The organism is Acidobacteriota bacterium, from assembly GCA_028874215.1.
Lineage (GTDB): Bacteria > Acidobacteriota > UBA6911 > RPQK01 > JAJDTT01 > JAJDTT01.
The window spans coordinates 50,792-77,726 of the sequence record JAPPLF010000049.1 but is presented as its reverse complement, the minus strand read 5'-3'; the positions used below and the strand labels follow the sequence as shown (position 1 = coordinate 77,726).

Sequence of the window (26,935 nt, the reverse complement as noted above, 5' to 3'; positions counted from 1 at the left end):
AGACTTCCAGGTTGGTCTCGGAATGGATTCGGCTCTCCCGAATCTACGTGTCAGAAACTCCGGGCCGGGACCATTTCATAGACCTTCTGGTGCAGGGCGATCTCGGCCTCTTCGAATCCTCCCCGGTGAATGACGAGGCGGTGGCGCAGATCCAGAGGCTGTCCCCGGGGCAGGTCCACGGGATGACGGCCGGGAAAGGCGACATTCTGCATCCCGTAGTTGCGCAGGAGCCATCTTGGAGGAAACTCGGGATAGCTGGGATGGGTCAACATGCCGATGCCCGAAATCATGCCGCCCAGCCCGAATGTTCCGCTGTAATCGGCCCAGGGGCTGGACTCGCCGACCCGGTCCCCTTCCTGGATTCCCGACTGGTCATGGATGCGGCCGTCCGGCGAGGCGTGGACCCGGACCGTGAAGCCGGAATATCCACGCGGATTCTCCGAACCGCCGAGACGGATCCCATCCACCAGGGCCCGGAATCGAATGTGGAAGTCGATGACCTGGGAGTCCGGCGTGGATCGAAACACCTGGATCCGGACCCGCTCCCGGACCAGCGGAACCAATTCACCGGCGTCGTCCCTCACTAGCGGGGAGGTCCAAAGTGCGGTCGCCTCCAGAACGGAAAACAATGGTCCGTCGAGGAATCGGACGTGTTCCACTTCGGTCAGGAAGTCCTTCGTCAGCCATGGGTCGCCGGCCTTTTCGTCTCCGACCCAGAGTTGATGCCAAGCCCAGAAGATCCCCCGGTGATGCAAATGGTCGTCGGGGAAGTCATGGGTCAGCACCTGTCCGTCGAGGCCGTACAGGGGATGAACGTAGCCGGCCCGCGTATAACGTCCGTCCAGCGAGCGGGGCGCCGACTGGTAGAAGAGTACCGGGCGGTCTCCTTCGGAGACCAGGTATCCCTGGTCATCCGAGACCATTCGGAAGGCCGGTGCGGCCTCTCCCGGGTCCGGCTTGACCGAGTGACTCCCGGCTGCGGGCACATCGCCCATCAGCCATAGAATCCCGGTCTCGGGATCCGACTGAGCCGACGTCCCGTTTGGGTTTTTCCCCACTACGGTAAAGACCCGTCCCTGGGGAACCCGGCTCTCGAAGGCCGCCGCCACCGGGGAGGACCACCCTTCGGGAATGCCTTCGGGAACGCGAACTCTGGCGCCTGAAGGAAGCTCCTGACCCGGCCCGGCGCACCCGGCGGGCGGCCAGACCAGGAGGGCCAGCACGGCCACCCGTCTCAAAACCCGTTTCTGACTCTCGAATCCGCTCATGACGATTGCAACGGTATCGGTCCTGGCCTGCGGCGGCAAGACCGGCCCCGGCACTTCCCAATGAATCTTCTCCTCTGAGAGAATAGGCGCCCTCAAACGTGGTCGAAGGAACGCCAATCGAAATTTCCCTGGGGAAGAGATCGAGAGCATGAGCAACGAGAATTCCTTGATTCGAGTCGGCCTCGTCGGGGCCGGCGCCAACACACGCAGAAAACATATTCCCGGGTTCCAGGCCTGCCCCGGCGTGGAGGTCGTGACGGTAGCCAATCGGAGTCTCGAGTCCTCCCGAAGCGTGGCTCGAGACTTCGGGATCCCCAGGACCAGCGATTCCTGGCAGGAAGTGGTCGGGGACCCGGAGGTGGATGCCGTCTGCATCGGCACTTGGCCCTACCTGCACCGGGAGGTCACCTGCGCCGCGTTGGAGGCGGGAAAGCATGTCCTCTGCGAGGCCCGCATGGCAATGGACCTGAGCGATGCCCAGGCCATGCTCCAAGCTTCCCGTGAGCATCCCGAGCTGGTGGCCCAAGTGGTTCCCACGCCCCTGGGCCTGCCTTACCACCGGGCCGTCCGGGAGTTCATCGACTCCGGAGGGCTGGGGAGAATGCTCGCCGTGGAGGTCCGGGACGTCTTCTCCGATCTGCTCCAACCGGACGCACCGTTGAGATGGAGACAGCGCCTGGAGCTGGCCGGATACAACTGCGTGACCCTGGGGCAGTGGTGGGAGACGCTGCTTCTATGGGTCGGACCCGTTTCCTGGCTGGACGCGGCAGGCCGGATCGTTGTCGCCTCCAAGGACGACCCGGAAACCGGGGAAACGGTGCAGGTTCAGCTTCCGGACCATATCACCGTCCTGGCGGAATTCGAGAACGGGGCCGTGGGCACCATTCTGTCCAGCGCCGTGACCGGCAATGTGCCCGAGTCGATGCTGCTCGTGCACGGCGACCGGGGCACTCTGAAATACGATGCCCTGACGGATACCCTCTGGTGGAGCGAAGGCCACAGCGGCAGCTACTCAATGATGCCCGTGGACCCGGATCTGGTCGGCGGTTGGAGAGCCGAAGAGGAATTCATCAACGCGGTGAGGGGCCGGGAGCGGGTCCGTTACATCGATTTCGCGACCGGAGTCCGCTACATGGAGCTGAGCCAGGCCGCGCACGTCAGTTGGGCCGAAGGACGGCGGGTCAGCCTTCCCCTGCCCTGATTTCCGGTTTCACGCCCGGGTCAACTCCCGAAGTACTGAGAGGGTGCGGTCGATCTCGGCTCGAGTATTGAAGAAGTGGGTGGCGATCCGGACCGCGTCGTGTCCGTCCCGGACATGGTCGTCCACACCGATGCCCCGTTCCTGAAGTCCAGCCCTCAGCTTCATTCCGCCATGTCCCGGAACCTCGAAGATGGTGATGCCCGGTGAGGACAGACCGGGCGACCGGGAACTGATCAATCGGACGCGGGACAGACTGGCCAGCCGGTCTTTCAACGTGTCGGACAACCCGCGGTTTCGCGCCCCGATCCGTTCCAGGCCGATTTTCCGGAGAAAAGCGATGGCGTCGCCGAGGCTGGCGCGGACCGAATACCCGAAAGTTCCGGGCATCTGAAAGCGGCTGGCGTCCGCGGGCTCCTCCAACGCGAGCCCGGGAGAGAATTCGCCCTGGACATCCCGCCGGACATAGAGCACGCCGGTTCCCGCCGGCGCCAGAACCCACTTGTGAAGGCTGGCCGCATAGAAATCGCATCCCAGCTCCCGGAGATCGACCGGCATCATTCCCACCGCTTGGGCCCCGTCCACCGCAGAGAGCACCCCTCTCTCCCGGGCGAGCGAGCAGAGTTCCTTCACCGGATTGAGCAAACCGCCGCGCGTGACCTCACAGAAGAAGAGAACCCGGGTCCTGGGAGTCATGCGGCCACTGATCCGCTCCAGGATCTCTTCCTTGGGCGGGAGCGGACTGGGCATGGGGATCTCGTGCACCACGATCCCGTCCCGTTGGGCCCGGCGCCTCCAGGGCCGGATCCCGGCCGGGTGCTCGTGGCTCGTGGTCACCACCTCGTCTCCCCGTTTCAGGGGAATCCCTGCGGCGATGCTCTGCAGACCCTGGCTGGCGTTCTGGGTGATGGCCACTTCCCGGGAATCCACCCCGAGAAACCCGGCCAGAGAGGGACGGACCTGTTCGATGATCCGGCGGCTCAGACGTTCCTTGGCGCCCACCGGGTCCGTGGCCATGGACCGCCGGTTCCGGCTCAGAGCGTCCACCACCGGCGCCGGAGGGACGCCGATACTGGCGCAGTTCAGGTAGATCGCGCCCGGCTTCAACAGGAACTGCTTCCGGACGCGGGACCAGTCCGGTTCGGCATCGCTCCGAGGTTCGACGCCGGCCAGCACCGAACTCCCGGCCAGCGTCGCCACCGTCCCTTCCAGGAATCGTCTGCGGCTGGCGGTGCCCGTTCGAGCCGAACCCCGTTCCTTGCCCACTCGCACCTCCATCGATCGGAAAGAACCGATTCGGACGCTCAGGTCTCGACCTTCAGGAGCTTGATCTCCAGGACTTCCCGGTTCAGTTCCAGGAACTTCACCTCGATCTGGAAGCCCGGCTTCAGGTCCTGCCACGACGCCTTCTTCTTGCCCAGTGCTTTCCGGACCTTCCTGGAGGTCTTCACCTTGGCGCTCTCGGGGAAAAAGAGCGCAAAGGAAGTGCCCTCCTTGCGGTCCAGCACGGTGAGACTCATCCGTTCGTGGCTGATCCCGATCAACATGCCCTTGACCGTGCGGGTGGGATTGAAATCGGAGCGACGCTCAGCCCGGTAGGGCGGAGGGACCGGCGAACCCACATCCTGGGCCAGGACCCACTCCGATCCGGAGGAGACCAGGCACAGGCAGGCGCCGGCGGCAAGCTGCCACCACCGGAAATTACCAGTAAGCCATCGCATCTTCATACATTCGGGCCAGTTCCTCCTCGCCGGCGGGGCGAGGAGAGAGTTTCGTCACTCGGTGTTGAGGCAGCGTTCCCTGCACCAACCCGGGGATGTCCTCTGAATCATACCCGATTTCGGCGAGACCGCTGGGCATCTTCAGCCGCCGCATCATCCGGATGATGGCATCCGCCAGAATTTCTCCCCCGTCCTCCTCCCTGGCGCCGGAAGTCCGCGCACCCAGGATCCGGGCGGCTTCCAGGTGGCGTCCGGGACAGGCGGGGGCGGTGAAGCGGAACACTGCCGGAGCATTCAGGATCACGGCCATCCCGTGGGGAACCATGGGATGCCCGGGTCCGTACCCCTCCGGGCGGAAGCTCTTGACCATTCCCGAAACCGGGTACGACATGCCGTGGGGCAGATGCACCCCGGCATTTCCGAATCCGATGCCGGCGTAGGCGGCCGCCAGCAGCATCTGGGAACGCGCTTCCTCGTCCCCGATATCCTCGACGGCGCGGACCAGGTAGCGGGAAACGATCTCGAGGCTCTGCCGGGCCCAGATGTCGCTGATGGGATTGGAGCCCTGGTAGGCAGGCCTCTCCACCGGACGCGGCGGAAGAGGGCGCCGGCCGAAAGGGATGGCGGTAAACGATTCGAGAGCGTGGCTCAGGACGTCCAGACCCGTGGAAGCGGCCACCACCGGTGGCAGCGTCCTGGTGTTCTCGGGATCGATGATGCCCAGCGTGGGCCTCAGCCGCCGGTGCGCGATCCCGGTCTTGGCCTTCATGCCATGCAGATCGAAGATGGCCACTCCGGTGGTCTCGCTCCCGGTCCCGGCCGTGGTGGGAATGGCGATCAAGGGCTTGAGCGGACCCGGAACCGGCGTTCCCCGCCCGATGGGATGGTTCACATATTCCAGAAAGTCCGCGGGATAGGTGGAGTAGAGGTTGGCCGCCTTGGCCGTGTCCATGGTGGAACCGCCGCCCACGGCGACGAAGGCGTCGAATCCACCATCGGTGGCGAATTCTATGGCCTGTTGAAACGACCCGTCGGTGGGCTCCACGCGGACCGCGTCGAAAAGAGAGAAGTCCACGTTCTCGCATGAGAGGGATTCCAGGGCCGACTCGACGGGAGGACTCTCCACCAAGTTCGGGTCCGCGAGCACCATGACCCGCCGGGCGCCGAGATCGGCCAGATCCATCCCCACTTCCCGGGTGGCCCCGGACCCGAAGCGGATGTTGGACGCCGACATCTCGAACGCGAAATCCCGCTCCATGAAGTCAGTCTCTCGAGACGCTCCAGCCCGTCAACGAGGCGGGAGAAACCGCCTCGTCGCACCGGTGGTATGGTACTTGAAGGGTCGGAAAAGGCGCAAATTCGGGGCCGATTCCCCACTTCCGGGAACCCTGACAGCCCGTGGCAAAAGTCACCACGGACTGTTGACACCCTCCTGCTCCAAACCTACAATCCGGCTTCCCAGGAGGACCGACTGATGGAATACCGACGCTACGGCAGCACTGAACTTCGAGTGAGCCAGATCGCCTTCGGCGGAGCCACGTTCGGCCGGGAGATCGATGGGCCCACCGCCTGGCGCCTCATGGACCGGGCTCTGGAGCGGGGAATCAACCTTATTGACACGGCCGAGGCGTACAGCAACCGCGAATCGGAACGCATCATCGGCCGCTGGCTCGCCGAACGGAAGAACCGCCAGGAGATCGTCCTGGCCACCAAGTGCTACGGGAAGCTGGACGCAGGTATCATCACCGAGAAGATCGACCAGAGTCTCCAATGCCTGCAGACCGACTGGATCGACCTCTTTCAGATCCACCACTTTCCCCACGACGGGGACCCCTTGGACGAGATCCTGGAGAGCCTGGACCGGGCCGTTCAAGCGGGCAAGGTCCGCCACCTGGGACTGAGCAACTGCGGCGCATGGCAATTCTGCAAGGCGCTCTGGCGCCAGGACCGGAGCGGATGGGCGCGCTTCGAATCGATGCAGCCTTCCTACAGCCTGGTCGAACGCACCATCGAAGCCGAGATGATTCCCCTGTGCAAGGACCAGGACGTGGCCATCATTTCCTACGCCCCCATCGCCTCGGGATTCCTGGCCGGCAAGTACTCCAAGGAAGGCCCCATCCCCTCAGGCACCCGGTTCGACGTGGCTCCCGGCCACCAGGACGTCTTCTTCAGCAATCGGAACTTCGCCTGTGTGGACCGGATCAAGGCCATCGCCGCGGAGGCGGGACGCTCACTGGTGGACCTGGCGCTGGCCTGGGCCATTTTTCAGCCCGACATCACCTGCGTTCTCATCGGGGGGAGAAAGATCTCCCACGTGGATCAGGCCTTCGAAACCCTGGAGCGAGGCTTGGACCCGGAGTTGAGGGAACGCTTGGACCAGGCGTCCCAGCCCGATACCTTCGGTTGACCAGCCCGCCGGATTCGGCCTCCGGCGCCAGCCACGGCGATCAGCGGACCAACTTCTTGACGTGCTCGTGGAGCAGGTCCGCCGTGTACTCCAGGCCGAATTCCAGATGGTGCCCCTGCATCCAGACCGTCGGTTCCGGACCGCTCCGGTGCCAGGCGAGGTGCGGCTTGTAGAGGACGTAGATGTTCCAAGCCGACTTGTCGTCGGGATACTGGAGCTTCTTGTTGTAGTGTTGCCGGCCGAAGTTCCAAAGGTCCCAGAAATGTTCCGCGCGCGGGTCCCGGAGATAGGCGGCGGCCTGCAGCGCCGCTCTCCTGGAATCCCTTCCCAGGATGGGCGCCCAGAGGATCAGGACCTTGATTCTCGCTCCGGATTCCTTGCTTAAGATGTTCTGGATATCGGCCGCTCCCCGGAGACAGTGGCCGCACGTGGGAGAAAAGACCGTGACCAGCCGGGTCCGATCGGAGGCGGCGTTGAAGACGTTCACGAACTCCCGCCCGTCGGGGGAGACGGAGGTGATTCCGGGGCTGGGACCCTGCAGCGCGACCGCGGCGCTGATCAGGATAGGGACCAGAATGAGGGACGGCAGAAGTCTTCTCATAACCGTTGCAGGGTAATGAATCGGGCGTTCGGCTGGCAAGTGCCCATGGGATCCCGGAATCATCGCGCGCCCTCCCGGGACCGGATCCTGATGGCGGCCTCCTCCGCCTCCTGCAGGACCCTCAGCGTGTTCTCACCCAGGATCAATCGGATCTGGCTTTCGTCGTAGCCCCTTTCCAGCAGTTCCCGGGTGATCTTGGGGAGAAAGCTCACGTCCTCCATTCCCGTGGGCATGTCCGCACCGTCGAAATCGGAGCCGAGACCCACGTGGCGCACTCCCGCCACCTGGACGGCGTGATCGATGTGGTCCACGATCCTCTCCCAATTCACCGGGGGGATCGGCTTCCGTTCCGTTTTCGCCTCCCCTTCTGCGGCAGCCTCTTGGATCGAGGCCTCCCGGGCCGCATGATGCTCCACATCCAGAAAATGGTCCACGAAGGTGATCTGGATCACACCGCCCTGCTTGGCCAGGGCCCGGATCATCTCGTCGTTCATATTCCGGGGATGATTCGACAGATTCCGGCAGGAGGAGTGACTCGCTATGACGGGTGCTTCAGTGACTTCCAGAACGTCCCAGTAGGTCTCGTCCGAGACATGGGAGACGTCTATGAGCACACCCAGGCGGTTCAGCTCCCGCACCACGTTTCGGCCCAGATCGTTCAGCCCTTCGTTGACGCGCGAATCGGCCACCGAATCGGCCCAGTCGGTGTTCACGTTGTGGGTCAACGTCAGATAGCGGACCCCCAGCCGGGCAAACATCCGGAGGATGGGGAGGCTGTTGTGGATCATATGCCCCCCCTCCATTCCCATCAGCACCGCGATCCTGCCCGTTCGTTGAGCCCGGCGCACATCGGAGGCGCTGGTGCAGAATTCCAGGGAATCCCCGTGCATCTCCACCAGGCGATGAACCGAGGCAATGGTTTTCAGCGAATCGCTGACAGCCTTGGGACCGGTGACGGTCCCGGGCATGTAAATGGAGAAGAAGGCCCCGTCGAGTCCTCCTCGCTTGAGCCGGGGAAGGTCCACGTGCCCCATGTCGTTTTCCCGGCCGAAGTCATAGTTCGGGTCCTTCATCCGCAACGGGGTGTCGAGGTGCGTGTCCAGCACCAGGGAAGAAAAATGCAGCCGGCGCGCCCTGGCGTCGCCGTCGCCGCCGACACCCACGGCCAGCCAGGCGCTGGCTGCCGCCATGACCGCGAGGGCCAATAAGAGATTCCATTGCTTCATGGTTGCTCCTGGTTTTTCGTTTCGCCCGAGAGTATACACGCGGGAAAGGAACCGGGACCCCGTATGGGCCACCCGCTTGGCGGCCCTCGACTCGCTACATTGTCAAACCTGGGGAATCCTTCCACCGAGGGCAGACCCGGCCGCCGGGGAGAATGCATGCAGGGTGGGGCGGGTCCGGCGTCATCCCGAAGCGGCCCAGGAGCCGGGCCAGTTCACAGAGCGGAAGGCCGACGATGTTGAAATAGCATCCGGAAAAGGACTCCACCAACCCGGCTCCGGCCGTCTGAATCCCGTAGGCGCCCGCCTTGTCCAGCGAATCGCCTGTGTCCAGATAGCGACTCAGGACGGATTGGCCGAATCGGTGCATGCGCACTCGGGAAGTGACCACCACCGACTCTTCCCTTCCCGTTGGAGCCTCCAGCACCGCGGCGGCCGTCATCACATCGTGGGTCCGGCCCCGGAGCGCCAAGAGCATCTGCCGTGCGTCATCGCGATGGGACGGTTTGCCCAGGACCCTGTCATCCAGGCACACCAGAGTGTCACATCCGATGACGACGCCCCGGCGCACGCCGGAAGCAACACTTCGCGCCTTCATCCGGGCCAGCTTGACAGCCAGCGCCGTTGGTTCGGGAGCCTCGATCCGATCCTCATCGAGACCGCTCTCGCAAAAGACACAGGGAAACCCCAGCCGGGCGATCAACTCCCGGCGCCGGGGAGAGGCCGAGGCCAGGATCAGAGTCGGCTCACCGGACATGACCGTCCGTCCGCGAATCGTCGTGAGCGACCTGGTGATCCTCTCCGCGTGAGTTGACCGGAACGGCGCTCCCCCGGTCCGCATTTCTCACCGGGCGGTCTGACCCCGCCGCAACGCGCGCTGCAGAGTCCTGGGCTCGTCCGGGTAGAGAGAGGCCACGTATTTTTCGTAACCGTTGAACAAAGGGGTGGGGAACTCGTCGCCGCTGTCGAGCCAGTGCGAACGGTTCTGCGGCCACCGGGGATGGGGAATGTAGGGATTGACGTTGGACAGAAAGCCGTATTCATGCTCCTGGATCTGCCAGAAGATCTTGGGCTGCTTCTTGACCAATTCGATCTTCACGATGGACTTTGGACTCTTGTAGCCGTATTTCCAGGGGACGACGAGCCTCACCGGGGCGCCGTGCTGCTTCAGGAGCGGTTCTCCGTACACTCCGGTCGCCAGCATCGTCAGCTCGTTCATGGCCTCGTCCATGCGCAGGGCCTCGTGGTACGGCCACGGATAGAGGCGGGCCTGCCGGACTCCGGGCATCTGACTGGGCTTCAAGGCGCTCAGAAAGCGGACGAAGCGGGCGGACGCCTTGGGTTTCACGCGGTCCAGGAGCTTGCTCAGGGGAAATCCGCTCCAGGGGACATTCATGGCCCAACGTTCCACGCAACGGAAGTGATAGACCCTCTCCTCGTGCTCGAACCCGAAGAGGTCGTCCAGATCCAGAGTCTGAGGCTCGTGGCATTCGCCGCTGACCACGACCTTCCACGGATCCACCTTGAAGTCCTCGATATGCTCCCAGACCGGCCCGCCGCGCCCCGGAAGGAATTCGTAAAAATTGTTGTGCACGGCGGCGGTCGCCCGGGGAGTCATGCGGGGGTCGACTCCCGCCGGGAGCGTGTAGGCCGAATTGCGCTCCGTCGGAAAGACGTCGGGCCGCTTGAAGGGAGCCTCCAGCATTTCCTTCGGCGCCGCCGCTTTTCCACAGAGCAGGTTGCCGGCAGCCAATGCGCCGATGGAGAGCCCTCCCAGAAACCGGCGCCTGGAGAAGAAGACCTGGGGCTCGGTGACGGGGTGGGAAGAGATGCCGGCGATGGAATTCTTGTACATGGAGCCTCCTCAGTCGCTCATTTCAAGATATCAAAGATGATCGGTCAGGCGCGCCCCTTGTGGGCGCCCTTCTTGGTCCCAGACAGAAGCTCCCCCACCGGCCCGGCGGACACCCGGTAGAAAAAGGATAGGAGCGGGAACGGCGGTTTCCTAACCGCCGATTCTTGGAACATCGGGGAATGCGGCGCACGGGCGATTGGAAATCGCCCCTCCTTTTGCTTAGTGGGATATGGGAACTCTTCACCTGCACGTGCTATAGATTGGGGCCGCACCATGCCGGAGAAAAGGCCGAACGTACTGCTCATTTGCGCCGACCGCTGGTCCGGACTCTTCACCCGTTCGGCGGGACATCCGGTGGCGATGACACCCACCGTCGACCAACTGGCCCGAAACGGCGTCCAGTTCGACCGTGCCTATTCGGCTTGCCCCGTCTGTATTCCCGCCCGGCGCAGCCTGATGACGGGCCTTTCGCCGCGAAACCACGGGGACCGGGTCTTCAACGAGACTATGGAGATGCCGGACCCGGAAAAGGTTCCGACGCTGCCCGGGCTCTTCCGGAGGGCCGGCTACCAGGCTCATGCCGTCGGCAAGCTCCATGTCTACCCCCAGCGCGACCGCATCGGCTTCAACGAAGTGATCCTGAACGAGGAAGGGCGCCACCATCTGGATGACGGCAAGGCCGACGACTGGGAACTCCATCTGGCCGACCAGGGCTATCCGGGCCAGGAGTACGCCAGCGGACTCAGCAACAACGACTACCTGACCCGCTCCTGGCACCTGCCTGAGCGTTGTCATCCCACCAACTGGGCGGCGGAGCAGATGTGCCGCACCATCCGGCGCCGCGATCCCCGGAAGCCCGGCTTCTGGTATCTCTCCTTCGTGGGACCTCACCCGCCACTCTGGCCGCCGGCCGCATATCTCGATCTCTACCGGAATCTGGAACTGGACCCGGCGGTCCACGGAGACTGGTCCCGGTCGTTCGAGGACCTGCCCTGGAGCGTCAAGCCCTACATGGACCAATTCTGTCTGCGAATGGCCACCCCAGGGGAGATCGACCTGGCGAGACGGGGTTTCTACGCCACCCTCACCCACATCGATCACCAGATCCGGATGGTTCTGGGAACGCTACGCGAAGAGGGGCTGTCGGAGGACACCATCGTGGCCTTCACGGCGGATCACGGCGACATGCTGGGAGACCACCAGATGTGGTCCTTGGGAGTCATGTACGAGAAGTCCGCGCGGGTCCCCCTCATCATCGTCCCGGCCGCCGGTGACGAGCGATTCCCGCCGGGCAGCCGTGACCATCGCCTGGCGGAGCTTCGGGACCTGGCGCCGACGCTGCTGGACCTCTGCGGGCTCGAGCCTCCCGCAGTCCTGGACGGGATCTCTCTGGCCGGCGGCGACGACCGGGATCATCTCTACGGCGAATTCCGGGAGGGTCCCATGGCCACCCGCATGATCCGCGACCGGCGCCACAAGCTCATCTACTACCCGGTCGGCAACGTCTTCCAACTCTTCGATCTGGAGCGGGACCCTCTGGAGCAAACGAATCTGGCCGGAAAGGCTTCCCTGCGGGAGGTTCAGGACCGCTTGGTGGGACTGCTGGTGGACCATCTCTACGGCTCGGACCTGGAGTGGGTCCGGGGGGGGCGTCTCACGGGGCTGCCGGACCGGGAATACGTCCGGTCTGCAAACCGGGGCCTGAGCGGCCAGAGAGGTTGGCGGTTCCTTTGACGTGGGATTCCAAAGACCGTTGAAGACCCGAATGAGAGAACCGGGGACCCTTCCCCTTGGCGTGCTGTAGACTGGGACCGCACGATGCCGGAGAAGGCGCCGAACGTATTGCTCATCTGCGTGGACCACTGGTCCGGACTCTTCACCCGCCCGGCCGGGCATCCGGTGGTCATGACTCCCACCATCGCGCAGATGGCCCGTAACGGCGTCCACTTCGACCGTGCCTATTCGGCTTGCCCCGTCTGCATTCCCGCCCGGCGCAGCCTGATGACCGGCCTCTCCCCGCGGAGCCACGGCGACCGGGTCTTCAACGAATACCTGGAGATGCCCGACCCGGAAACGGTTCCGACGCTGCCCGGGCTCTTCCGGGAGGCCGGCTATCAAGCTCATGCCGTCGGCAAGCTCCATGTCTATCCCCAGCGCGACCGGATCGGCTTCGACGAGGTGATCCTCAACGAGGAAGGGCGCCACCATCTGGATGACGGATACGCCGACGACTGGGAGCTCTACCTGGCGGACCAGGGCTATGCGGGGCAGGAGTACGCCGGCGGGCTCAGCAACAACGACTACGTCACCCGTTCCTGGCACCTGCCCGAACACTGCCACCCCACCAACTGGGCGGCGGCGCAGATGTGCCGCACCATCCGGCGCCGTGACCCCAGGAAACCCGCCTTCTGGTATCTCTCCTTCGTGGGTCCGCACCCGCCCGTCTGGCCTTTGGCCGCGTATCTGGACCTCTACCGCAATCTGCAACTGGACCCGACGATCCGGGGCGACTGGTCCCGGTCGTTCGAGGACCTGCCCTACAGCATCAAGCCCTACATGGACCAGTTCTGCACGCGCCTGGCCACTCCGGGCGAGATCGACCTGGCGAGAAGGGCTTTCTACGCCACCATCACCCACATCGATCACCAGATCCGGATGGTTCTGGGAACGCTGCGCGAAGAGGGGCTGTCAGAGAACACCATCCTGGCCTTCACCGCGGATCATGGCGACATGCTGGGAGACCACCAGATGTGGGCCAAGGGAGTCATGTACGAGAAGTCGGCCCGGGTGCCCCTCATCATCGTGCCTGCGGCCGGTGACGAGCGATTCCCGCCGGGCAGCCGTGACCACCGCTTGGCGGAACTCCGAGACCTGATGCCGACGCTGCTGGACCTCTGCGGCCTTGAGCCTCCCGGCTCCCTCGACGGAATCTCTCTGGCCGGCGACGCGGACCGTGACCATCTCTACGGCGAATTCCGGGAGGGTCCGGAATCGACCCGCATGATCCGCGACCGGCGCTACAAGCTCATCTACTATCCGGTCGGCAACGTCTTCCAGTTGTTCGACCTGGACCGGGACCCCCTGGAACAGCGGAATCTGGCAGGGCATGACTCCCTGCGGGAGGTTCAGGACCGTCTGGCGGGGCTGTTGGTGAAACATCTCTACGGCTCGGACCTGGAGTGGGTCCGGGAGGGCCGCCTGGTGGGGCTGCCGGACCGGGAGTACGTCCGCAAGGCGAACCGGGGCCTGGGCGCCCAGAGAGGCTTGCGGTTCCTTTGACGCCGGACCCGGAGATCTCATGAAAGCCGGAAGCGGTATCCGTATCTCCTCCGTTTTGATGCTGGCGGCGGCGACGTCGCTGCTTCTGCCGGCGCAGGAACGGGAGCCCAATTACGACGAAACGAAGGTCCCCGCCTACGTCCTCCCCGATCCCCTGGTGACGGAGGACGGCCGCCGGGTCAAGACCGCCAGCGACTGGCGGGAGGTCCGCCGGCCCGAGATCCTGGAGCTCTTCCGCTCCCAGATGTACGGGCGCCGACCCGGACCGCCCCCGGAGCTGAGATCCCGGGTCATCTCGGTGGATGCTCGCGCACTGGGCGGCGCCGCCGTCCGCAAAGAGGTCTCCGTTTACTTCAGCCCGGAGCAGGACCGCCCCCGGATGGATCTTCTGATCTACCTGCCGGCGTCCGGTTCCGATCCGGTCCCGGCGTTCCTGGGTCTCAACTTTGGCGGGAACCATTCCGTCCATCCGGACCCCGGCATCGCCCTGCCCAAGACCTGGATGCGCCCTTCCAGGGTCGAAGGCGCGGTGGTGGAGAACCGGGCCACGGAGAGGGGCCGCGGAACGTTGTCCCGCCGCTGGCCGGTGGAGAAGATTCTGGGCCGCGGCTACGCCCTGGTGACGGCCTACTACGGGGACATCGATCCCGACTACCACGACGAGTTCCGAAACGGGGTCCACCCCCTCTTCTACCGGCCGGGACAGACTCGGCCCGACACTGACGAGTGGGGGTCCATCGCCGCCTGGGCCTGGGGATTGAGCCGGGCCCTGGACTACCTGGAAACCGATCCGGGAATCGACGCGGCCAAGGTGGCGGTGCTGGGCCATTCCCGCCTGGGAAAGACCGCCCTCTGGGCCGGCGCCGAGGACGAGCGATTCGCCCTGGTCATTTCCAACAATTCCGGTTGCGGCGGCGCGGCCCTGAGCCGCCGCCGCTTCGGAGAGACCGTGGAGAGAATCAACCGCGTCTTTCCCCACTGGTTCTGCGGGAACTTCAAGCAATACGGCGACCACGAGGAGAGGCTCCCGATAGACCAGCACCTGCTGGTGGCCCTGATGGCTCCCCGTCCGGTCTACGTGGCCAGCGCGGTGGAGGACCGATGGGCGGATCCGAGAGGCGAGCACCTGTCGGCCCGGCACGCGAGCCCCGTCTACGCACTGCTGGGGCTGCCCGGCCTGCCCGGGGACTCCATGCCCGGGGTGAACCAACCCCTCACGGGCACCATCGGCTACCACGTCCGGAGCGGCCGCCACGACGTGACCGGCTACGACTGGGACCGGTATCTGGATTTTGCCGACCGGCACCTGCGCAAGGGCCGTTAGCCCGACATGGCCGGGACCCGGACCAGCCGGTCCTCCTCCTGGCACCACGCCGTCAGCTCGCCTCCGTAGACGCACCCCGAATCGAGGCCCATGGTGAGGCCGCCGCGGTAGAACCCCCGCGCCGCCCAGTGCCCATGGACCACCAGGGCGTTTCCCCGGTAGAAGCTGTCCCATGGCTGGTAAGGCGGCGTGCAGCCGGCGGGGGGGCCGCTGTACTTCAGGGGAAGACCCTCGGCGGTGCAGCAGCGGACCGACGTAGCGAACCGGACACCGTCGCTCCGGAGCCAGGCGTCGTCGTGAGGCGCCGCGTTGAGTCTCCCCGCCACATCCGGCAGGTCGTTCCACGTGGGCTTCAGGCCGGCGTGCACGATCCACGCCCCGGGTCCTCCGCCCGGCGACGGGAGATGCACCAGCACCGGACAGGCTCTCAGCCGGGCCATGTGTTCGTCGACGTCAGGTGCGGCAAACAGTGCCCGGAGAGACTTGGGCGGCTCGGGCCGGACTCCCGAGAAGGCGAGCAGGGCGTGAATCTCGTGGTTTCCCAGGAGCGAGCGCCCGCCGATGTCCGACCAGATCCTCAGGGCGGCCAGCGAGTCGGGTCCCCGGTTGATCAGGTCGCCAAGGCACCACAACTGGTCCCGTTTCGGATCGAAACGGATAACCGAAAGGAGTTTTTCGAACTCCCGGGCGCAACCTTGAATATCGCCTACGACCCAGCGCACGACACCTCCCCGGCCACCACGGCGCGTTCACCGCACCGGAAAACGGCCGCACCATTCCCGGGCGTTCTGGAAGAGCCGGAGCCACGGGGAAACCTCCAGGCGATCCTTCCAATCCTGGGGCATCCATCCCCATTGCCACTTGAGGGAGGTTCGCTCCGGATGGGGCATCATGGCCAGGTGGCGGCCGTCGGGGGAGCAGAGCGCGGCGATTCCGTCCGCCGAGCCGTTGGGATTGAGGGGGTAGTCGCCGGTGACCCGGCCCGAGTCGTCCACGTAACGGATGGGCGCCAGGCGCCGTTCCCGGATCCGGGCCAGCGTAGACTCCTGAGGAAAGAACGCCCGCCCCTCTCCGTGGCTCACCCAGATGCCCAGAACGGATCCGGCCATCCCCTTCAACATCACCGCGGGACTCTCCTGGATGCGAACCGTGGAGAAACGGGACTCGAAGCGTCCCGACCGGTTGCGAACGAAACGGGGCTGAATCGAGGTCTCGATTCCCCGCCACGGGATCCAGCCCAGCAGGGCCATGAGCTGACAACCGTTGCACACTCCAAGGCTGAAGCTGTCGGGACGATGATAGAAGCGCTCGAACTGTTCCCAGAGTCCGGGGTTGAACCGGATGACCCCGGCCCAACCCTTGGCCGAGTCCAGGACATCCGCGTAGCTGAAGCCCCCGACGAAGGCGACACCGCGAAACGAGGAGAGTTGGACGGAGCCGGAGAGCAGGTCGGACATGGTCACGTCCCAGGCCTCGAATCCGGCCAGATGGAAGGCGGACGCCATCTCCCGATCCCCGTTGCTTCCCTCTTCCCGCAAGATGGCCACCCTGGGAAGTCCTTCTCCCGCGAGCCGATCCGGCGCGGTGGCCCGGGGAGTGAAGGAGAGAGCGTAGGCCGGCGTCCGCCTTCGCTTGAGGGAACGGCGCTCCTGACGGACGCAGTCCGGATCGGCTTGCAGCAACTCGATCCGGTAGCTGGTCTCCTCCCAAAGGTCCCTGAGTTCCCGCACGTCGCCTTCCAGGACGACGCCTCCGTCCACCCGGATCTCCACCCGGGGTCCCGCCAGCGTGCGGCCAATCGTCCGGACCGGGATGTCCGCACCCTGCAGGATCCGGCGAACCCGCGCCTCCGCGTCGGCGCTCACCTCGATGACCAGTCCCAACTCCTCGGAGAACAGAAGGGGAAGAACTTCGCCTCCCTCCGATCCTTCCAGATCCACCTCGACGCCGCAGTCCCCCGCGAAGGCCATCTCCAGGATCGTCGTGAGCAGTCCGCCTTCGCTCCGGTCGTGGCCGCTGGCGAGGAGCTTCTTTCCAATCAGCGTCTGGACCGCCTCGAAGGCCCGGCCCAGGAGCCGGGTGTCCTCCAGGTCGGGAGGTTCGTCTCCCAACTGTCCGTACACTTGCGCCAGAGCCGAGCCTCCGAGCCGGTTCCGGCCCTTCGCCAGGTCCAGGAACAGGAGCCGCCCCTGCCCCGGCAGCTTCAGGTCGGGCGTGACGGTCCCGTCGATGTCGGGACAAGTGACGTAGGCGGACAGGACCAGCGCGCCCGGCGCCTTCACCGTCTCCTCCCGGCCCGAATCTCCCAGCGGCGCCAGGGCCGCCATGGAAAGGCTGTCCTTGCCTCCATCCACGGCGACTCCCAGTTCCAGGAGCGCGTCCCGCAACGCCACCGCGGCGGCGTAGACCCGGGCTCCCTCCCCCGGGAGCTTGGCCGGCCACATCCAATTCCCCGAGCACTTCACGTCCTGGAGATGACTCACCGGAGCCCAGACCAGGTTGGTCAGGGCCTCGGCCAAGGACATCCGGGCCATGGCTCCGGGATCCAGCAACCCCAGAATCGGCCTTTCTCCGATGGCGGTGGCGGCGCCGGTGGACCCGAAGTGGCTCTGTGCGATGACCGCAACGTCGGAGAGCGTCAACTGGAGGGGACCGACGCACTGTTGCCGGGCGACCAGACCGGTCACGCTGCGGTCCACCTTGTTGGTCAGGAACCGCTTGGACCCCACCGAAACCAGCCGCAGGACCCGCTCCAGGGCCTCCCGGACCGACGCGGAGCCGGGCAGCCGGAGCGGCCTCGATTGCGGCGGCATCCGCTCAAGTTGAAAGACCTTTCGCGGCATGGATCCCAACACCTGGTCCAACTCCAGGTCCACCGGAGTCGATCCGTCCCGCTCGTCGAAAAGGACGATCCGCCCGTCGCCCGTGACCCGTCCCACGAAGGCGGCCGGCACCTTCTCCCGCCGGCAGAGATCGAGAAACACTCCTGAGTCGGCCGGTCTCAGCAACAGGGCATCCTGCTCCTGGTATTCGGCCACCCAGATCTCCAGAACCGACAGGGTGTCGTCTCCAACGGGGATCTTTCGCAGCTCGATTCTGGCCCCGGCCGGTTCGGCAATCTCCTTGAGCACGTTGCAGTTTCCGCCGGCGCCCTGGTCGTGGATGCTGACGATGGGGTTCCCTTCCCCCATCTCCACGCAGGCGCGGATCACCCGGTTGACCTTCTGCTCCATCTCGGCGTCGCCGCGCTGGACGGCGTTGAAGTCCAGCTCGGCCACGTTCTCCCCCTGCACCATGCTGGAAGCGGCTCCCCCGCCCAGACCGATGCGATAGGCGGGGCCTCCGATCTTGACCACCCACATCCCTGCTTCGGGCACTTCCTTGCGCAGGTGGCGGGCGTCGATCTGGCCGATTCCCCCGGTGAACATGATGGGCTTGATCCACTCGCGCCGCACGCCGTCCGGCAACCGCAGACCGAAAGAGCGGGTAAAGCCCTGGATCAGCGGTTCGCCGAACTTGTTGCCGTAGTCGGAGGCGCCGTCGCTGGCCTCGATCTCGATCTGCAGGGGAGAGGCCAGGTTCTCGGGATATCGGAAATCGCTCTCCTCCCAGGGCAGCTCGTACCCGGGAATACGCAGGTTGCCCACACAGTAGGCGGCCGTGCCGGCCACCACCAGGGACCCCTTCCCGGTGGCGTGGACGTCCCGGATGCGCCCGCCGGTCCCTGTCTCCGCTCCGGGAAAGGGAGCGACGCCGGACGGGAAGTTGTGGGTCTCGGCGGTGAAAATGATGTCGTGGTCGACCTGGGAGGACATCATCGGTCCCGGACGCCCCGGCTCCGAGGGGAGCAGGGTCTCGATCCGGTATCCGCGAATCGCGCTTGAGTTGTCCCGAAAAGCGATCACGCTGTTGCGGGGATTGGCCTCCATCGGCTCCTGGATCAGTTCCAGCAGCGACGACGCCTGCTCCTGTCCGCCGATGACCATCCGGCCCTTGAAGAACCAGTGACGGGAGTGCTCGCTGTTGGACTGGGCGATGTCGAAGCACTCCACGTCGGTGGGGTCGCGGCCCAGCCGCCGAGCGAACAGATCGGTGTAATAGTCCAGGTCCCAGTCGTCGAAGGCGAGGCCGGCCTCCTGGTTCAGCCGCTCCAGGGCGGCTCTGCCCTCCTGCAGAATCGGGACCCGAAAGCTGGCCTCGGGGCGGACCGCCCCGTTGAACGACGTGAGGGGCGCGTCATAGGGGCACTCGGTCATCCGGTCGTGGACCAGCGCCAGAAAGCGGCTCCGCTGGCGGTTCGAGAGCCGGTTCGCTCCTCTCAGAAGGTATCGCCGGGATCGTTCGATCCGGGTGACCTCCTCCAGACCGCAGGAATGGCAGACGGCGACGGCATTGGTGCACCAGGCCGTCTTGAAGCTCAAGCGGGGTCCCACTTCAAGGCACGTTCCCTCGCCGGAGAGAAAGGACCGTGCACCGAATCGTTCCGGCTCGAAGGTCTCGCCCAGGAGCCAGGACAAGAGCTTCTTTCCTTCTTCCGTCAGCCGGCCGGCAGCTTCCACGTAGAAGCAGTACTCGGTTTCGATCTCCCCGATCTCCAGGCCCAGCGCCGCGCGGACCTTCCGGACCAACTCTCTCTCGTTTGCTTCGGAGAGCACCGGTGTCCGGTAGAACTGAGTCAGCACGAATCCTCCCTCCGCGCCCTATTGTAGCCCTCCCCTCCCGACATGAAGAGGGGGGACGGAGAAAATGGCGCAGCCGGGTTCGTAGTAGACTGGCCGGGAGTATTTTCATGTCGGAAAAGGATGACCTGGTCGTCATCTTCGCCGGAAGCGTCTTCGACGCGACCCTGGTCAGGAACCTGTTGGAGGGGGCGCAGATCGAAGCCTGCCTGCTGGACGAGCAGATGGGACGCCTGATCCCCTTCTACCTCTCCGCAATGAGTGCGGGAGCGGTCAAGGTGGCCGTGCGGCCGTCCGATGCGGAGGAAGCGAGGATCGTGTTGTCCGCCACCGGCGAGCCCGTGCCCGGGGAGGACGGAACCTGGGACTGTCCCGGTTGCGGCGAGGCCATCGAGGCCCAGTTCGGGGCCTGTTGGAAGTGCCAGGCGCCCCGTCCCGAGGAAAATCCATCGACTCCCGTCTGACGGATACTCTGGCCAAGCGGACGTCCACCTCTCCCCGGCGCCAAGAATTCGTATAGGAAGAGTCGAAGACCAGGAAGATCTCTCCCGGTTTCATCTCCAACAAGGGAAAACCGGGACAAAGGTGACAGTTCTGACTGGACGAAGTGCATTCTTCCGATTAATATGACCAAATTAGTCATGAACAAAAAGAATATCGCGAACTACCTTGATCAGACTGGGCAGGCCGGTTCGACGTGGCTTCACGGGTGGAAGTTGGGAGAGGCCAAAGCCAAGTTCAGCCGCGTCGTCCGCCTCGCTGTCTCCGGCCAGCCGCAACGTGTGACGGTTCGCGGCAAGGATGCGGTCGTTATCGTCGCGGCGGACGAGTACGAACGCCTCCGCGCCCGAGCTACGTCGGAGAGCCTTCACGAATTATTGTGTCAATCTCCTTTGAACCGCTTGGATTTCGACGTGGAAGGCGTGCAGAGTCCGGTCCGAGAGGTCGAGTTGTGACTGGATGGCTGCTCGACACCAATGTCGTGTCCGAGTTGCGCAAGACCCGGCCCAACCGGCGTGTGAAGGAATGGTCTGACGCCCGGACCGCGGACGCCTTCTTTCTGAGCACCATCACGCTTGCCGAGATCCGATTCGGGATCGAGCGTCAGATAGACCCCAGGTTTCGCCGGGAGCTCAAAAACTGGCTCGACCACCGGCTGAGACCCTGGTTTGCGGGACGCATTCTGCCGGTGGACGAGGAGGTGATCCTGGAATGGCGCCGCATGATCGCGCGCGGGAAAGAGAGGGCGGTGACCTTCAGCCAACCCGATCTATTCATCGCCGCAACCGCCAAGGTGCATTCCCTGACGCTCTGCACGCGCAACGAGAAGGATTTCCGCCGGACGAATATCCCGGTCTTTAACCCCTGGTCAGGGTGAATTCCGTAAAAATGCCGGTTTGAAACCCGCTCGCGGCTCGCAGCTTTCCCCAAGAATCGTCGGGTCTCGGACATGAGGACAGTTTCGCTCGGTTCGTGACCACCCCTGGGACGCGCGGAGAACCTCCGCTCAAAAACGCTCCGGACAAGGGACACCCAGCTCGGCCGAGAGGCGCTCCAGCATCTTCCAGGTGGCCGCTTCCAGACGGACTCCTTCCTGGAGACTCTTCTCGACCATCCTCCAGTCCGGGTCCCCCGGAACCAGAACCTCGTCGAATCCCGGCGCCAGTTCCGACGACTTCAACTGGCTCACGTAGTCCTGGACCCGGGTCAGAAAACGTTCCGGCTCCATGAAATGCTCCACCGACAGGGCCAGGAAGAAGTGGCCCGTGTCCTGGGGCTCCTCCTCCGGAGGATGGGCTGTGATGTCACGGCCAAAGAGCGCACCGGTCAACACGCCGCTGAGGATATCCACCATCACTGCCAGACCGTACCCCTTGTGATTCCCCATCGGGGCGGGCATCCCGCGGACCACTTCCTCGGGATCGGTGGTGGGAACCCCTTTACGGTCCAGCACCCAATTCCCCGGGATCGGATCTCCCCGGAGCAGCGTCACCATGATCTTGCCCCAGGCGGCGCGGCTGATGGCGATGTCGATCATGACTGGAAACTGGCCTCCCGTGGGTACCGCGATGGCCAGGGGATTGGTCCCGTAGGTGGGCGTGGAGCCGCCCCACGGCGCCATGCAGGCGCCCGTATTGCTGACGGCGAGTCCGATCAGACCCTGATCCGCGGCCATGCGCGCATAGTAGCCGGCGGTCCCGAAGTGATTGGACCGGAACACGCCCGCCGCAGCGACCCCCGTCTCCCGGGCGCGGGAGCAGGCCAGTGACATGGCCTGGTGGCTTGCCACCTGTCCGGGTCCCCGATCCGCGTCCAACAGGAGAACGGCTCCCCGGTCGGAGACGACCCGCACCTTGGGACGAGGGTTGACTCCTCCCTTCCGGACTCGTCCCACGAGGAAATCCAGGAAGGACAAGCCGTGGGAATAGACGCCCCTGAGATCGGCGTCCATAAGGTTGTCGACCACACGCTTGGCCTCGAATGACCCGAGGCCGGCCCGTTCCAACAGGGCCTCGGCGAAGGTTCGCAAGTCGCCGGCCCGGGCCCGTCTTCCCTTGCCCGTTCGGTCCGTCATCGGATCTCCATGCCCGTTAGGCCTGTTTGCTGCGTGTTTATGCCTATGTTGCGGCCCCGTTGGAGAAACCCTCGTCCTCCGGAACGCCCAGTGCCTCGGCCGCGTTCCTCCAGAAGATGCCCTCGATGTCCGATTTGGACAACTGCGCAATCTCGGCGGCGTCCCGCAGGGAAAGGAGCTGTTCATAGACCGACAGCACGGGCCGCCCGTCGCAGTGGGGGTATTTGAGGACGCCGTCGTCGGCATCGTAGTGCTGCCAGGCCCGGCCCAGCGCGGCGTAGTGCCCGTGAAAGAAGGCGGCGCCGACGCCGTCCGAGCCCCAGAAGATCCGCTTCGGGTTTTCTTTCGTCAGCAGAGTGATGTAGGGGCGAACATCGGTCACTGCCGAGGTGTCGTAGTGGATGTTGGGCAGATCCCGCAACCTTTCCACCGCCTGCCGAATGGGCCAGTAGGTGAAGCTCCGGGCGCAGTGGGCCAGCAACCACTTGATCCCGGGGTACCGCTTGGTGGTGAATTCGGTCAGGTCGTCCAGGTTCCACTCGTCCGCACAGCCGTGAAACCTCGAGAGGTGCATGGTGACCCAAAGCCCGTAATGGTCCGCCAGCTCCATCTGTTCATGGGGCAGGAATTCGTGGATCCGGCATTGGGCGATGTCCCCGGTCACCGAAAACGTCCGGTACGGTTTCAGGCCGGTGAACTGAGGATGCCGGAGGTCCCGCTCGATGTCCCGGATGCGGCAGGAGGGCGTGACGAGCCGATGGTAGCGGAGGCCGGGGACGCCTTCGATCTCCCGCCGGACCGTCTCCACGTGCCGGCCGACGTCAATGCCCACGACCGGCATGCCCAGAATCAGGTACTGCATTCGCCGGCCGGGATAGAAGACCCGGGCCCAGTCGTTCAGGGTGGCCAGCCCCGCATCGGTCCGCGTCCCCTGCGGGGGCGGGACGGGAAAATCGGAAGCCCAATAGAAATGGATGTGCGCGTCAAGAATCCGGTCGGGAACGAATTCGCTCAGTTCCTCTTCCCAGATCTGCCGGTCGCAGTCTCGGTAGTCGATGATCGAGTGATCCTTCATACGTTGCTCCCGAGTTCCGATGTAGCCGGCATGGAGGACCGGCTCCTCTTTGGCCGCGACATACGTTACCTTGGACAGTGACACGAATCCACCGGGGGCCGGAGTTCCTTGGGGGGCTCTCCGTGAACGACATTGATCCCGGCGACGGGCCGCGCACTTGCCCGCGATTCTCCAGGGAAACGAGATGGATCCTTTCGTCCACACTCAAGTCGCCGACCTGATCGGCAAGACGCCCGTGGTGCGTTTGGACCGGCTGGGCCCAAGCGGGCGGGCGGCGATCCTGGCCAAGCTCGAGTACCTGAACCCCGGGGGCAGCGTGAAGGACCGGATCGCCCGGAGCATGATCGATGCCGCAGAGGCTGAAGGACGGCTTCGGCCCGGAATGGGGATCGTGGAGGCCACCAGCGGAAACACCGGCATCGGACTGGCCATGATCTGCGCGGAGCGCGGGTACCGCCTGATCCTCACCATGCCGGAGACCATGAGCTTCGAAAGGCGCTCCCTGGCCATCCGTTACGGGGCCGAGGTGGTGCTGACTCCCGGCAAAGAGGACATCCCCGGCGCAGTTCGGCGTGCGCGCCGGTTGGTGGAGCGGAGTCCGGGCTGGATCGAGATGCGCCAGTTCGAGAATCCGGCCAACCCCCAGGTGCACCGGGAAACCACCGGACCCGAGATTTTGGAGGCGACCGGCGGGAACGCCGCTGCCCTCGTGGTGGGCGTCGGAACCGGAGGAACGATCACGGGAGTCGGAGAGTTCCTGAAGGAACGCGTCCCCGGCATCCGGATCGTCGGCGTCGAGCCGGCCGGCTCGGCCGTCCTCAGCGGCGGCCCGCCGGGATTGCACGCCATCGAGGGGATCGGCGCCGGGTTCGTTCCTCCGGTGCTGAACCGGGAGGTGATCGACGAGGTGATCCCGGTCGACGACAAGGACGCCTTTCGCATGGCGCGCCGGCTTGCCCGGGAAGAGTCGCTCCTGGTCGGTGTCTCCTCCGGCGCCGCCGTTCTGGCGGCCCGGCAGGTCGCCAAGCGACTGTCCCCGGACCAGAACGTGGTCACCGTCCTCCCGGATACGGGGTCCCGCTACTTCAGCGTGGAAGAGTATTTCAAGGAGGAACGGGACTACGACGAGAGCCTGCTGCTTTGACCTGGAAGTCCGGCCTGAGCCGGTCCGAGCGGAAGTTCGAACGGCAGTTCCGCAGGAAACTGGCGGTTTCCAAGAGAGTCTCACGGTGGCCGGGCCTGCTGGTCTGCGTCGTGCTGACCGGACTCGCGGCCTGGTTGAACCACCTGCCCTACCCCCCCTTCACCACCAGCGGCGGAATTCATCCCGTCAGCGAAGTCCTGCTGGCGCTGCTCTTGGGAATGGCCCTGCGGAATCTGTTTCGGTCTTCCGCGGGATTGAAACCGGGTGTGAACCTGGTGGTCAGGAAGCTGCTTCCCGTGGGAATCATCCTGCTGGGCGCCCGGTTGGATTTCTACACCATGCTTCAGGTGAGCCTGGACGTGCTGCTGGCGATTCTGGTCATCATCGCTGGCGTCGTGGCCAGCACCTGGCTTCTGGGACGCCTGCTGGGAATGGGGGAAAAGATCTCCCTGCTCATCGGGGTGGGGACGGCCATCTGCGGCAGTTCCGCCATCGTGGCCACGGCGCCGGTCGTAGACGGGGACGAACGGGAAGTGGCGTTGTCCATCGCCACCGTCAACCTCATGGGCGTCGTGGCCATGCTCCTGTTTCCACTCCTGGGCGCGCTCCTGGAGCTGACCGCCTCCGGCTACGGCATCTGGTGCGGCCTCTCCATCCACGCCACGCCGCAGGTGCTGGCCGCCGGTTTCGCCCACCAGCTCAACGGACAGTTGGCCGGCGAGCTCTCCACCATCGTCAAGCTCACGCGGATCTCCGTTCTGGGCCCCGCCGTCTTCGTCATCGGAGCCCTCTATGCCCGCAGGCGGCGGAGAGTGGCCTCGTTTCCCCGGCGGACCGTCCACTACGGGAAACTCCTGCCTGGCTTCGTCCTCCTTTTCCTGGGCATGGCGCTGCTTCGGACCCTGGGGTTCTTCCCGGAAGTCACCCTCCACCTGACCGATCGATTCATCCTGGGCCCAGGGGACTATCGGGTGGATCTGGCGCTGCTGCTGGGCAGTTCGGGCCGCTGGATCATTACCGGGGCCATGGCCGGAGTGGGACTGATGACCGACCTGCAGACCTTCAGGACGGGTGGGACCAAAGCCTTTTCACTCGGCCTGGCGGCCACCATCGTCATCGCCCTCCTGGGCTTGGCGAAAATCAGCCTGTGAGCCATGCCGCGGGTTGATCGAGACACACCCCCCGGCGATAATGGTGAATCATCGTAATTCGCAAGGAGGAGCCACAATGTCTGAATCCATCGACCGGAGACGTTTTCTGGGCAGCGCCGCCATCGGGGTAGCCGCCTCCGGACTATCGGTCTCTGCCAGGAGCAACATCAAGTACGATTCGCCCAACACCCGGGTCGTCGTCGGAATCATGGGGATGAGCCGGGGCAGGCGTCTGGCCGAGAGCTTCGGACAACAGCCCAACGTTCACATCAAGTACGTCTGCGACGTCGATTCGCTCCGTCTGGACAAGGTGGCCCACACGGTCGAGCAGCAGACCGGAAGGGCGCCTCAGAAGGTCGGAGACTTCAGGCGGATCCTGGACGATTCCGAGGTGGACGCCCTCCTCAACTCCGGGCCCAACCACTGGCACGCCCCGGCCACCATCCTGGCCTGTTCCGCCGGCAAGCACGCATACGTGGAGAAACCGTGCAGCCACACCCCCCGCGAGGGCGAGCTCATGGTCGCCGCCGCCCGCAAGTACAACCGGGCGGTCCAGATGGGCACCCAGCGGCGAAGCTCGCCGGGCACACGCGAGGCTGTTCAACAACTGCGGGAAGGGGCCATCGGCCGCGTCTACATGGTCCGCACCTGGTACAACAGCGGCCGGGGCACCCTGGGCCGGGGCAAACAAACCCCTGTCCCCGCCCACCTGGACTACGAACTGTGGCAGGGACCGGCCACCCGGGTTCCCTACAAGGACAACCTGATCCACTACAACTGGCACTGGCATTGGCATTGGGGCAATGGCGAACTGGGCAACAATGGAGTCCACACCCTGGACCTGTGCCGGTGGGGAATGGGCGTCGACTACCCGATCAAGGTGACCTCCAGCGGTGGCCGCTATCTCTTCGACGACGACCAGGAGACTCCGGACACCCACACCGTCTGCTACGAATTTGAAGGCAAGCGCTCCATCTCCTGGGCCGGCTTGAGCAACAACCGCCACAGCCCCGGCTTCATCACCTTCTATGGCGACCGGGGCGCTCTGGACCTGGGCACAAAAGGGTCCTACGCCCTCTACGACAAGGGCGACAATCTGGTCGCGAAGAAAGGGGAAGACACCTACGGAGACCTCCCCCACGCCCAGAACTTCCTGGCGGCGATCCGCAACGACGATCCCACGATCTGCAACGCCGAGATCCTCGAGGCACACAAGAGCACTCTCATGTGCCACCTGGGCAACATCGCTCACCGCACGGGCCGGAACCTCAAGTGCGACTCCAGCAACGGCCATATCCTGGGCGACGATGAGGCCAAGGGCTACTGGTCCAAGGAATACGCCAAGGGCTGGGAACCCAAGGTCTAGTTCGAGTTCGAGTTCCTTACCGGGGGGGCTGTCAAGCTCCCCCGTTTATCCCGGCTCAACACGCAAACG

23 protein-coding genes are annotated in these 26,935 nt (G+C 64.8%); 11 read left to right on the top strand and 12 right to left on the bottom strand.

Translation table 11 applies throughout. The features are described from left to right. Positions 1 to 50: 50 nt before the first annotated feature. Entirely contained in the window at positions 51 to 1,322 is a 1,272-nt protein-coding gene (locus tag OXT71_09335; protein MDE2926587.1) for a PmoA family protein, read from the bottom strand. Between the two features lie 94 nt (positions 1,323 to 1,416). Here OXT71_09335 and OXT71_09330 point away from each other — a divergent pair, with 94 nt between their 5' ends. Continuing rightward, positions 1,417 to 2,469, top strand: a complete 1,053-nt coding sequence (locus OXT71_09330; GenBank protein MDE2926586.1) for a Gfo/Idh/MocA family oxidoreductase — start codon at positions 1,417 to 1,419, stop codon at positions 2,467 to 2,469. Between the two features lie 9 nt (positions 2,470 to 2,478). Here the strand turns inward: OXT71_09330 and OXT71_09325 are convergent, their stop codons facing one another. The 3 genes from OXT71_09325 to OXT71_09315 are packed head-to-tail and all read right to left on the bottom strand — an operon-like array spanning position 2,479 to position 5,445. Beyond that, complete coding sequence (locus OXT71_09325; protein MDE2926585.1) at positions 2,479 to 3,732, bottom strand: aminotransferase class V-fold PLP-dependent enzyme; 1,254 nt, start codon at positions 3,730 to 3,732, stop codon at positions 2,479 to 2,481. Positions 3,733 to 3,770: 38 nt separating this feature from the next. After that, positions 3,771 to 4,187, bottom strand: coding sequence for a hypothetical protein (locus OXT71_09320; GenBank protein MDE2926584.1), 417 nt, complete (start codon positions 4,185 to 4,187; stop codon positions 3,771 to 3,773). Further along, entirely contained in the window at positions 4,168 to 5,445 is a 1,278-nt protein-coding gene (locus OXT71_09315; GenBank protein MDE2926583.1) for an iron-containing alcohol dehydrogenase, read from the bottom strand. Before OXT71_09315 ends, OXT71_09320 begins: the two co-directional genes overlap by 20 nt. Before the next feature lie 216 nt (positions 5,446 to 5,661). On the opposite strand from OXT71_09315, the gene OXT71_09310 reads away from it, so the two are divergent. Further along, positions 5,662 to 6,594 (top strand): aldo/keto reductase, encoded by a 933-nt coding sequence (locus OXT71_09310; GenBank protein MDE2926582.1) that lies wholly within the window; start codon positions 5,662 to 5,664, stop codon positions 6,592 to 6,594. A gap of 40 nt (positions 6,595 to 6,634) precedes the next feature. Here OXT71_09310 and OXT71_09305 read toward each other — a convergent pair whose 3' ends face one another. The 4 genes from OXT71_09305 to msrP form a co-directional block, all read right to left on the bottom strand. Continuing rightward, on the bottom strand, positions 6,635 to 7,195 hold the full coding sequence (locus OXT71_09305) for a hypothetical protein (GenBank protein ID MDE2926581.1): 561 nt from the start codon (positions 7,193 to 7,195) through the stop codon (positions 6,635 to 6,637). A 59-nt stretch (positions 7,196 to 7,254) separates the two neighbouring features. Further along, a complete protein-coding gene (locus OXT71_09300) occupies positions 7,255 to 8,421 on the bottom strand; it encodes a dipeptidase (protein MDE2926580.1) in 1,167 nt (388 codons plus the stop codon). A 94-nt stretch (positions 8,422 to 8,515) separates the two neighbouring features. Further along, a complete protein-coding gene (locus tag OXT71_09295) occupies positions 8,516 to 9,175 on the bottom strand; it encodes a Maf family protein (GenBank protein ID MDE2926579.1) in 660 nt (219 codons plus the stop codon). Between the two features lie 87 nt (positions 9,176 to 9,262). Then, positions 9,263 to 10,273: a protein-methionine-sulfoxide reductase catalytic subunit MsrP gene (gene msrP / locus OXT71_09290; protein MDE2926578.1), complete on the bottom strand. Its 1,011-nt coding sequence runs from the start codon at positions 10,271 to 10,273 to the stop codon at positions 9,263 to 9,265. 273 nt (positions 10,274 to 10,546) lie between these two features. Here msrP and OXT71_09285 point away from each other — a divergent pair, with 273 nt between their 5' ends. The 3 genes from OXT71_09285 (at position 10,547) to OXT71_09275 (ending at position 14,876) form a co-directional block, all read left to right on the top strand. Further along, the gene (locus OXT71_09285) at positions 10,547 to 12,007 is read left to right on the top strand and encodes a sulfatase-like hydrolase/transferase (GenBank protein MDE2926577.1); all 1,461 of its coding nucleotides are present in this window, start codon (positions 10,547 to 10,549) and stop codon (positions 12,005 to 12,007) included. An 84-nt stretch (positions 12,008 to 12,091) separates the two neighbouring features. Next, positions 12,092 to 13,552 (top strand): sulfatase-like hydrolase/transferase, encoded by a 1,461-nt coding sequence (locus OXT71_09280; GenBank protein MDE2926576.1) that lies wholly within the window; start codon positions 12,092 to 12,094, stop codon positions 13,550 to 13,552. A gap of 19 nt (positions 13,553 to 13,571) precedes the next feature. Further along, entirely contained in the window at positions 13,572 to 14,876 is a 1,305-nt protein-coding gene (locus OXT71_09275) for an acetylxylan esterase (GenBank protein MDE2926575.1), read from the top strand. Here the strand turns inward: OXT71_09275 and OXT71_09270 are convergent. Beyond that, positions 14,873 to 15,598, bottom strand: a complete 726-nt coding sequence (locus OXT71_09270; protein ID MDE2926574.1) for a metallophosphoesterase — start codon at positions 15,596 to 15,598, stop codon at positions 14,873 to 14,875. The genes OXT71_09275 and OXT71_09270 overlap by 4 nt on opposite strands. A gap of 27 nt (positions 15,599 to 15,625) precedes the next feature. Then, positions 15,626 to 19,558, bottom strand: a complete 3,933-nt coding sequence (gene purL / locus OXT71_09265) for a phosphoribosylformylglycinamidine synthase (GenBank protein ID MDE2926573.1) — start codon at positions 19,556 to 19,558, stop codon at positions 15,626 to 15,628. A gap of 107 nt (positions 19,559 to 19,665) precedes the next feature. Here purL and OXT71_09260 point away from each other — a divergent pair, with 107 nt between their 5' ends. The 3 genes from OXT71_09260 (at position 19,666) to OXT71_09250 (ending at position 20,933) form a co-directional block, all read left to right on the top strand. Further along, entirely contained in the window at positions 19,666 to 20,019 is a 354-nt protein-coding gene (locus OXT71_09260; GenBank protein ID MDE2926572.1) for a DUF2007 domain-containing protein, read from the top strand. A 162-nt stretch (positions 20,020 to 20,181) separates the two neighbouring features. After that, entirely contained in the window at positions 20,182 to 20,511 is a 330-nt protein-coding gene (locus tag OXT71_09255) for a type II toxin-antitoxin system Phd/YefM family antitoxin (GenBank protein ID MDE2926571.1), read from the top strand. Beyond that, positions 20,508 to 20,933: a type II toxin-antitoxin system VapC family toxin gene (locus OXT71_09250; GenBank protein ID MDE2926570.1), complete on the top strand. Its 426-nt coding sequence runs from the start codon at positions 20,508 to 20,510 to the stop codon at positions 20,931 to 20,933. Before OXT71_09255 ends, OXT71_09250 begins: the two co-directional genes overlap by 4 nt. 129 nt (positions 20,934 to 21,062) lie before the next feature. Here the strand turns inward: OXT71_09250 and OXT71_09245 are convergent, their stop codons facing one another. Together OXT71_09245 and OXT71_09240 are read right to left on the bottom strand one after the other, a co-directional pair. After that, on the bottom strand, positions 21,063 to 22,130 hold the full coding sequence (locus OXT71_09245) for an Ldh family oxidoreductase (GenBank protein ID MDE2926569.1): 1,068 nt from the start codon (positions 22,128 to 22,130) through the stop codon (positions 21,063 to 21,065). A 43-nt stretch (positions 22,131 to 22,173) separates the two neighbouring features. Next, positions 22,174 to 23,289, bottom strand: a complete 1,116-nt coding sequence (locus OXT71_09240; GenBank protein MDE2926568.1) for an amidohydrolase family protein — start codon at positions 23,287 to 23,289, stop codon at positions 22,174 to 22,176. A gap of 100 nt (positions 23,290 to 23,389) precedes the next feature. Here OXT71_09240 and cysK point away from each other — a divergent pair, with 100 nt between their 5' ends. The 3 genes from cysK to OXT71_09225 all read left to right on the top strand — a co-directional run bounded on the left by cysK (position 23,390) and on the right by OXT71_09225 (position 26,866). Then, positions 23,390 to 24,349: a cysteine synthase A gene (gene cysK / locus OXT71_09235; GenBank protein ID MDE2926567.1), complete on the top strand. Its 960-nt coding sequence runs from the start codon at positions 23,390 to 23,392 to the stop codon at positions 24,347 to 24,349. Next, positions 24,346 to 25,500 (top strand): putative sulfate exporter family transporter, encoded by a 1,155-nt coding sequence (locus OXT71_09230; protein ID MDE2926566.1) that lies wholly within the window; start codon positions 24,346 to 24,348, stop codon positions 25,498 to 25,500. Before cysK ends, OXT71_09230 begins: the two co-directional genes overlap by 4 nt. A 76-nt stretch (positions 25,501 to 25,576) precedes the next feature. Further along, entirely contained in the window at positions 25,577 to 26,866 is a 1,290-nt protein-coding gene (locus OXT71_09225) for a Gfo/Idh/MocA family oxidoreductase (GenBank protein MDE2926565.1), read from the top strand. Positions 26,867 to 26,935: the final 69 nt, after the last annotated feature.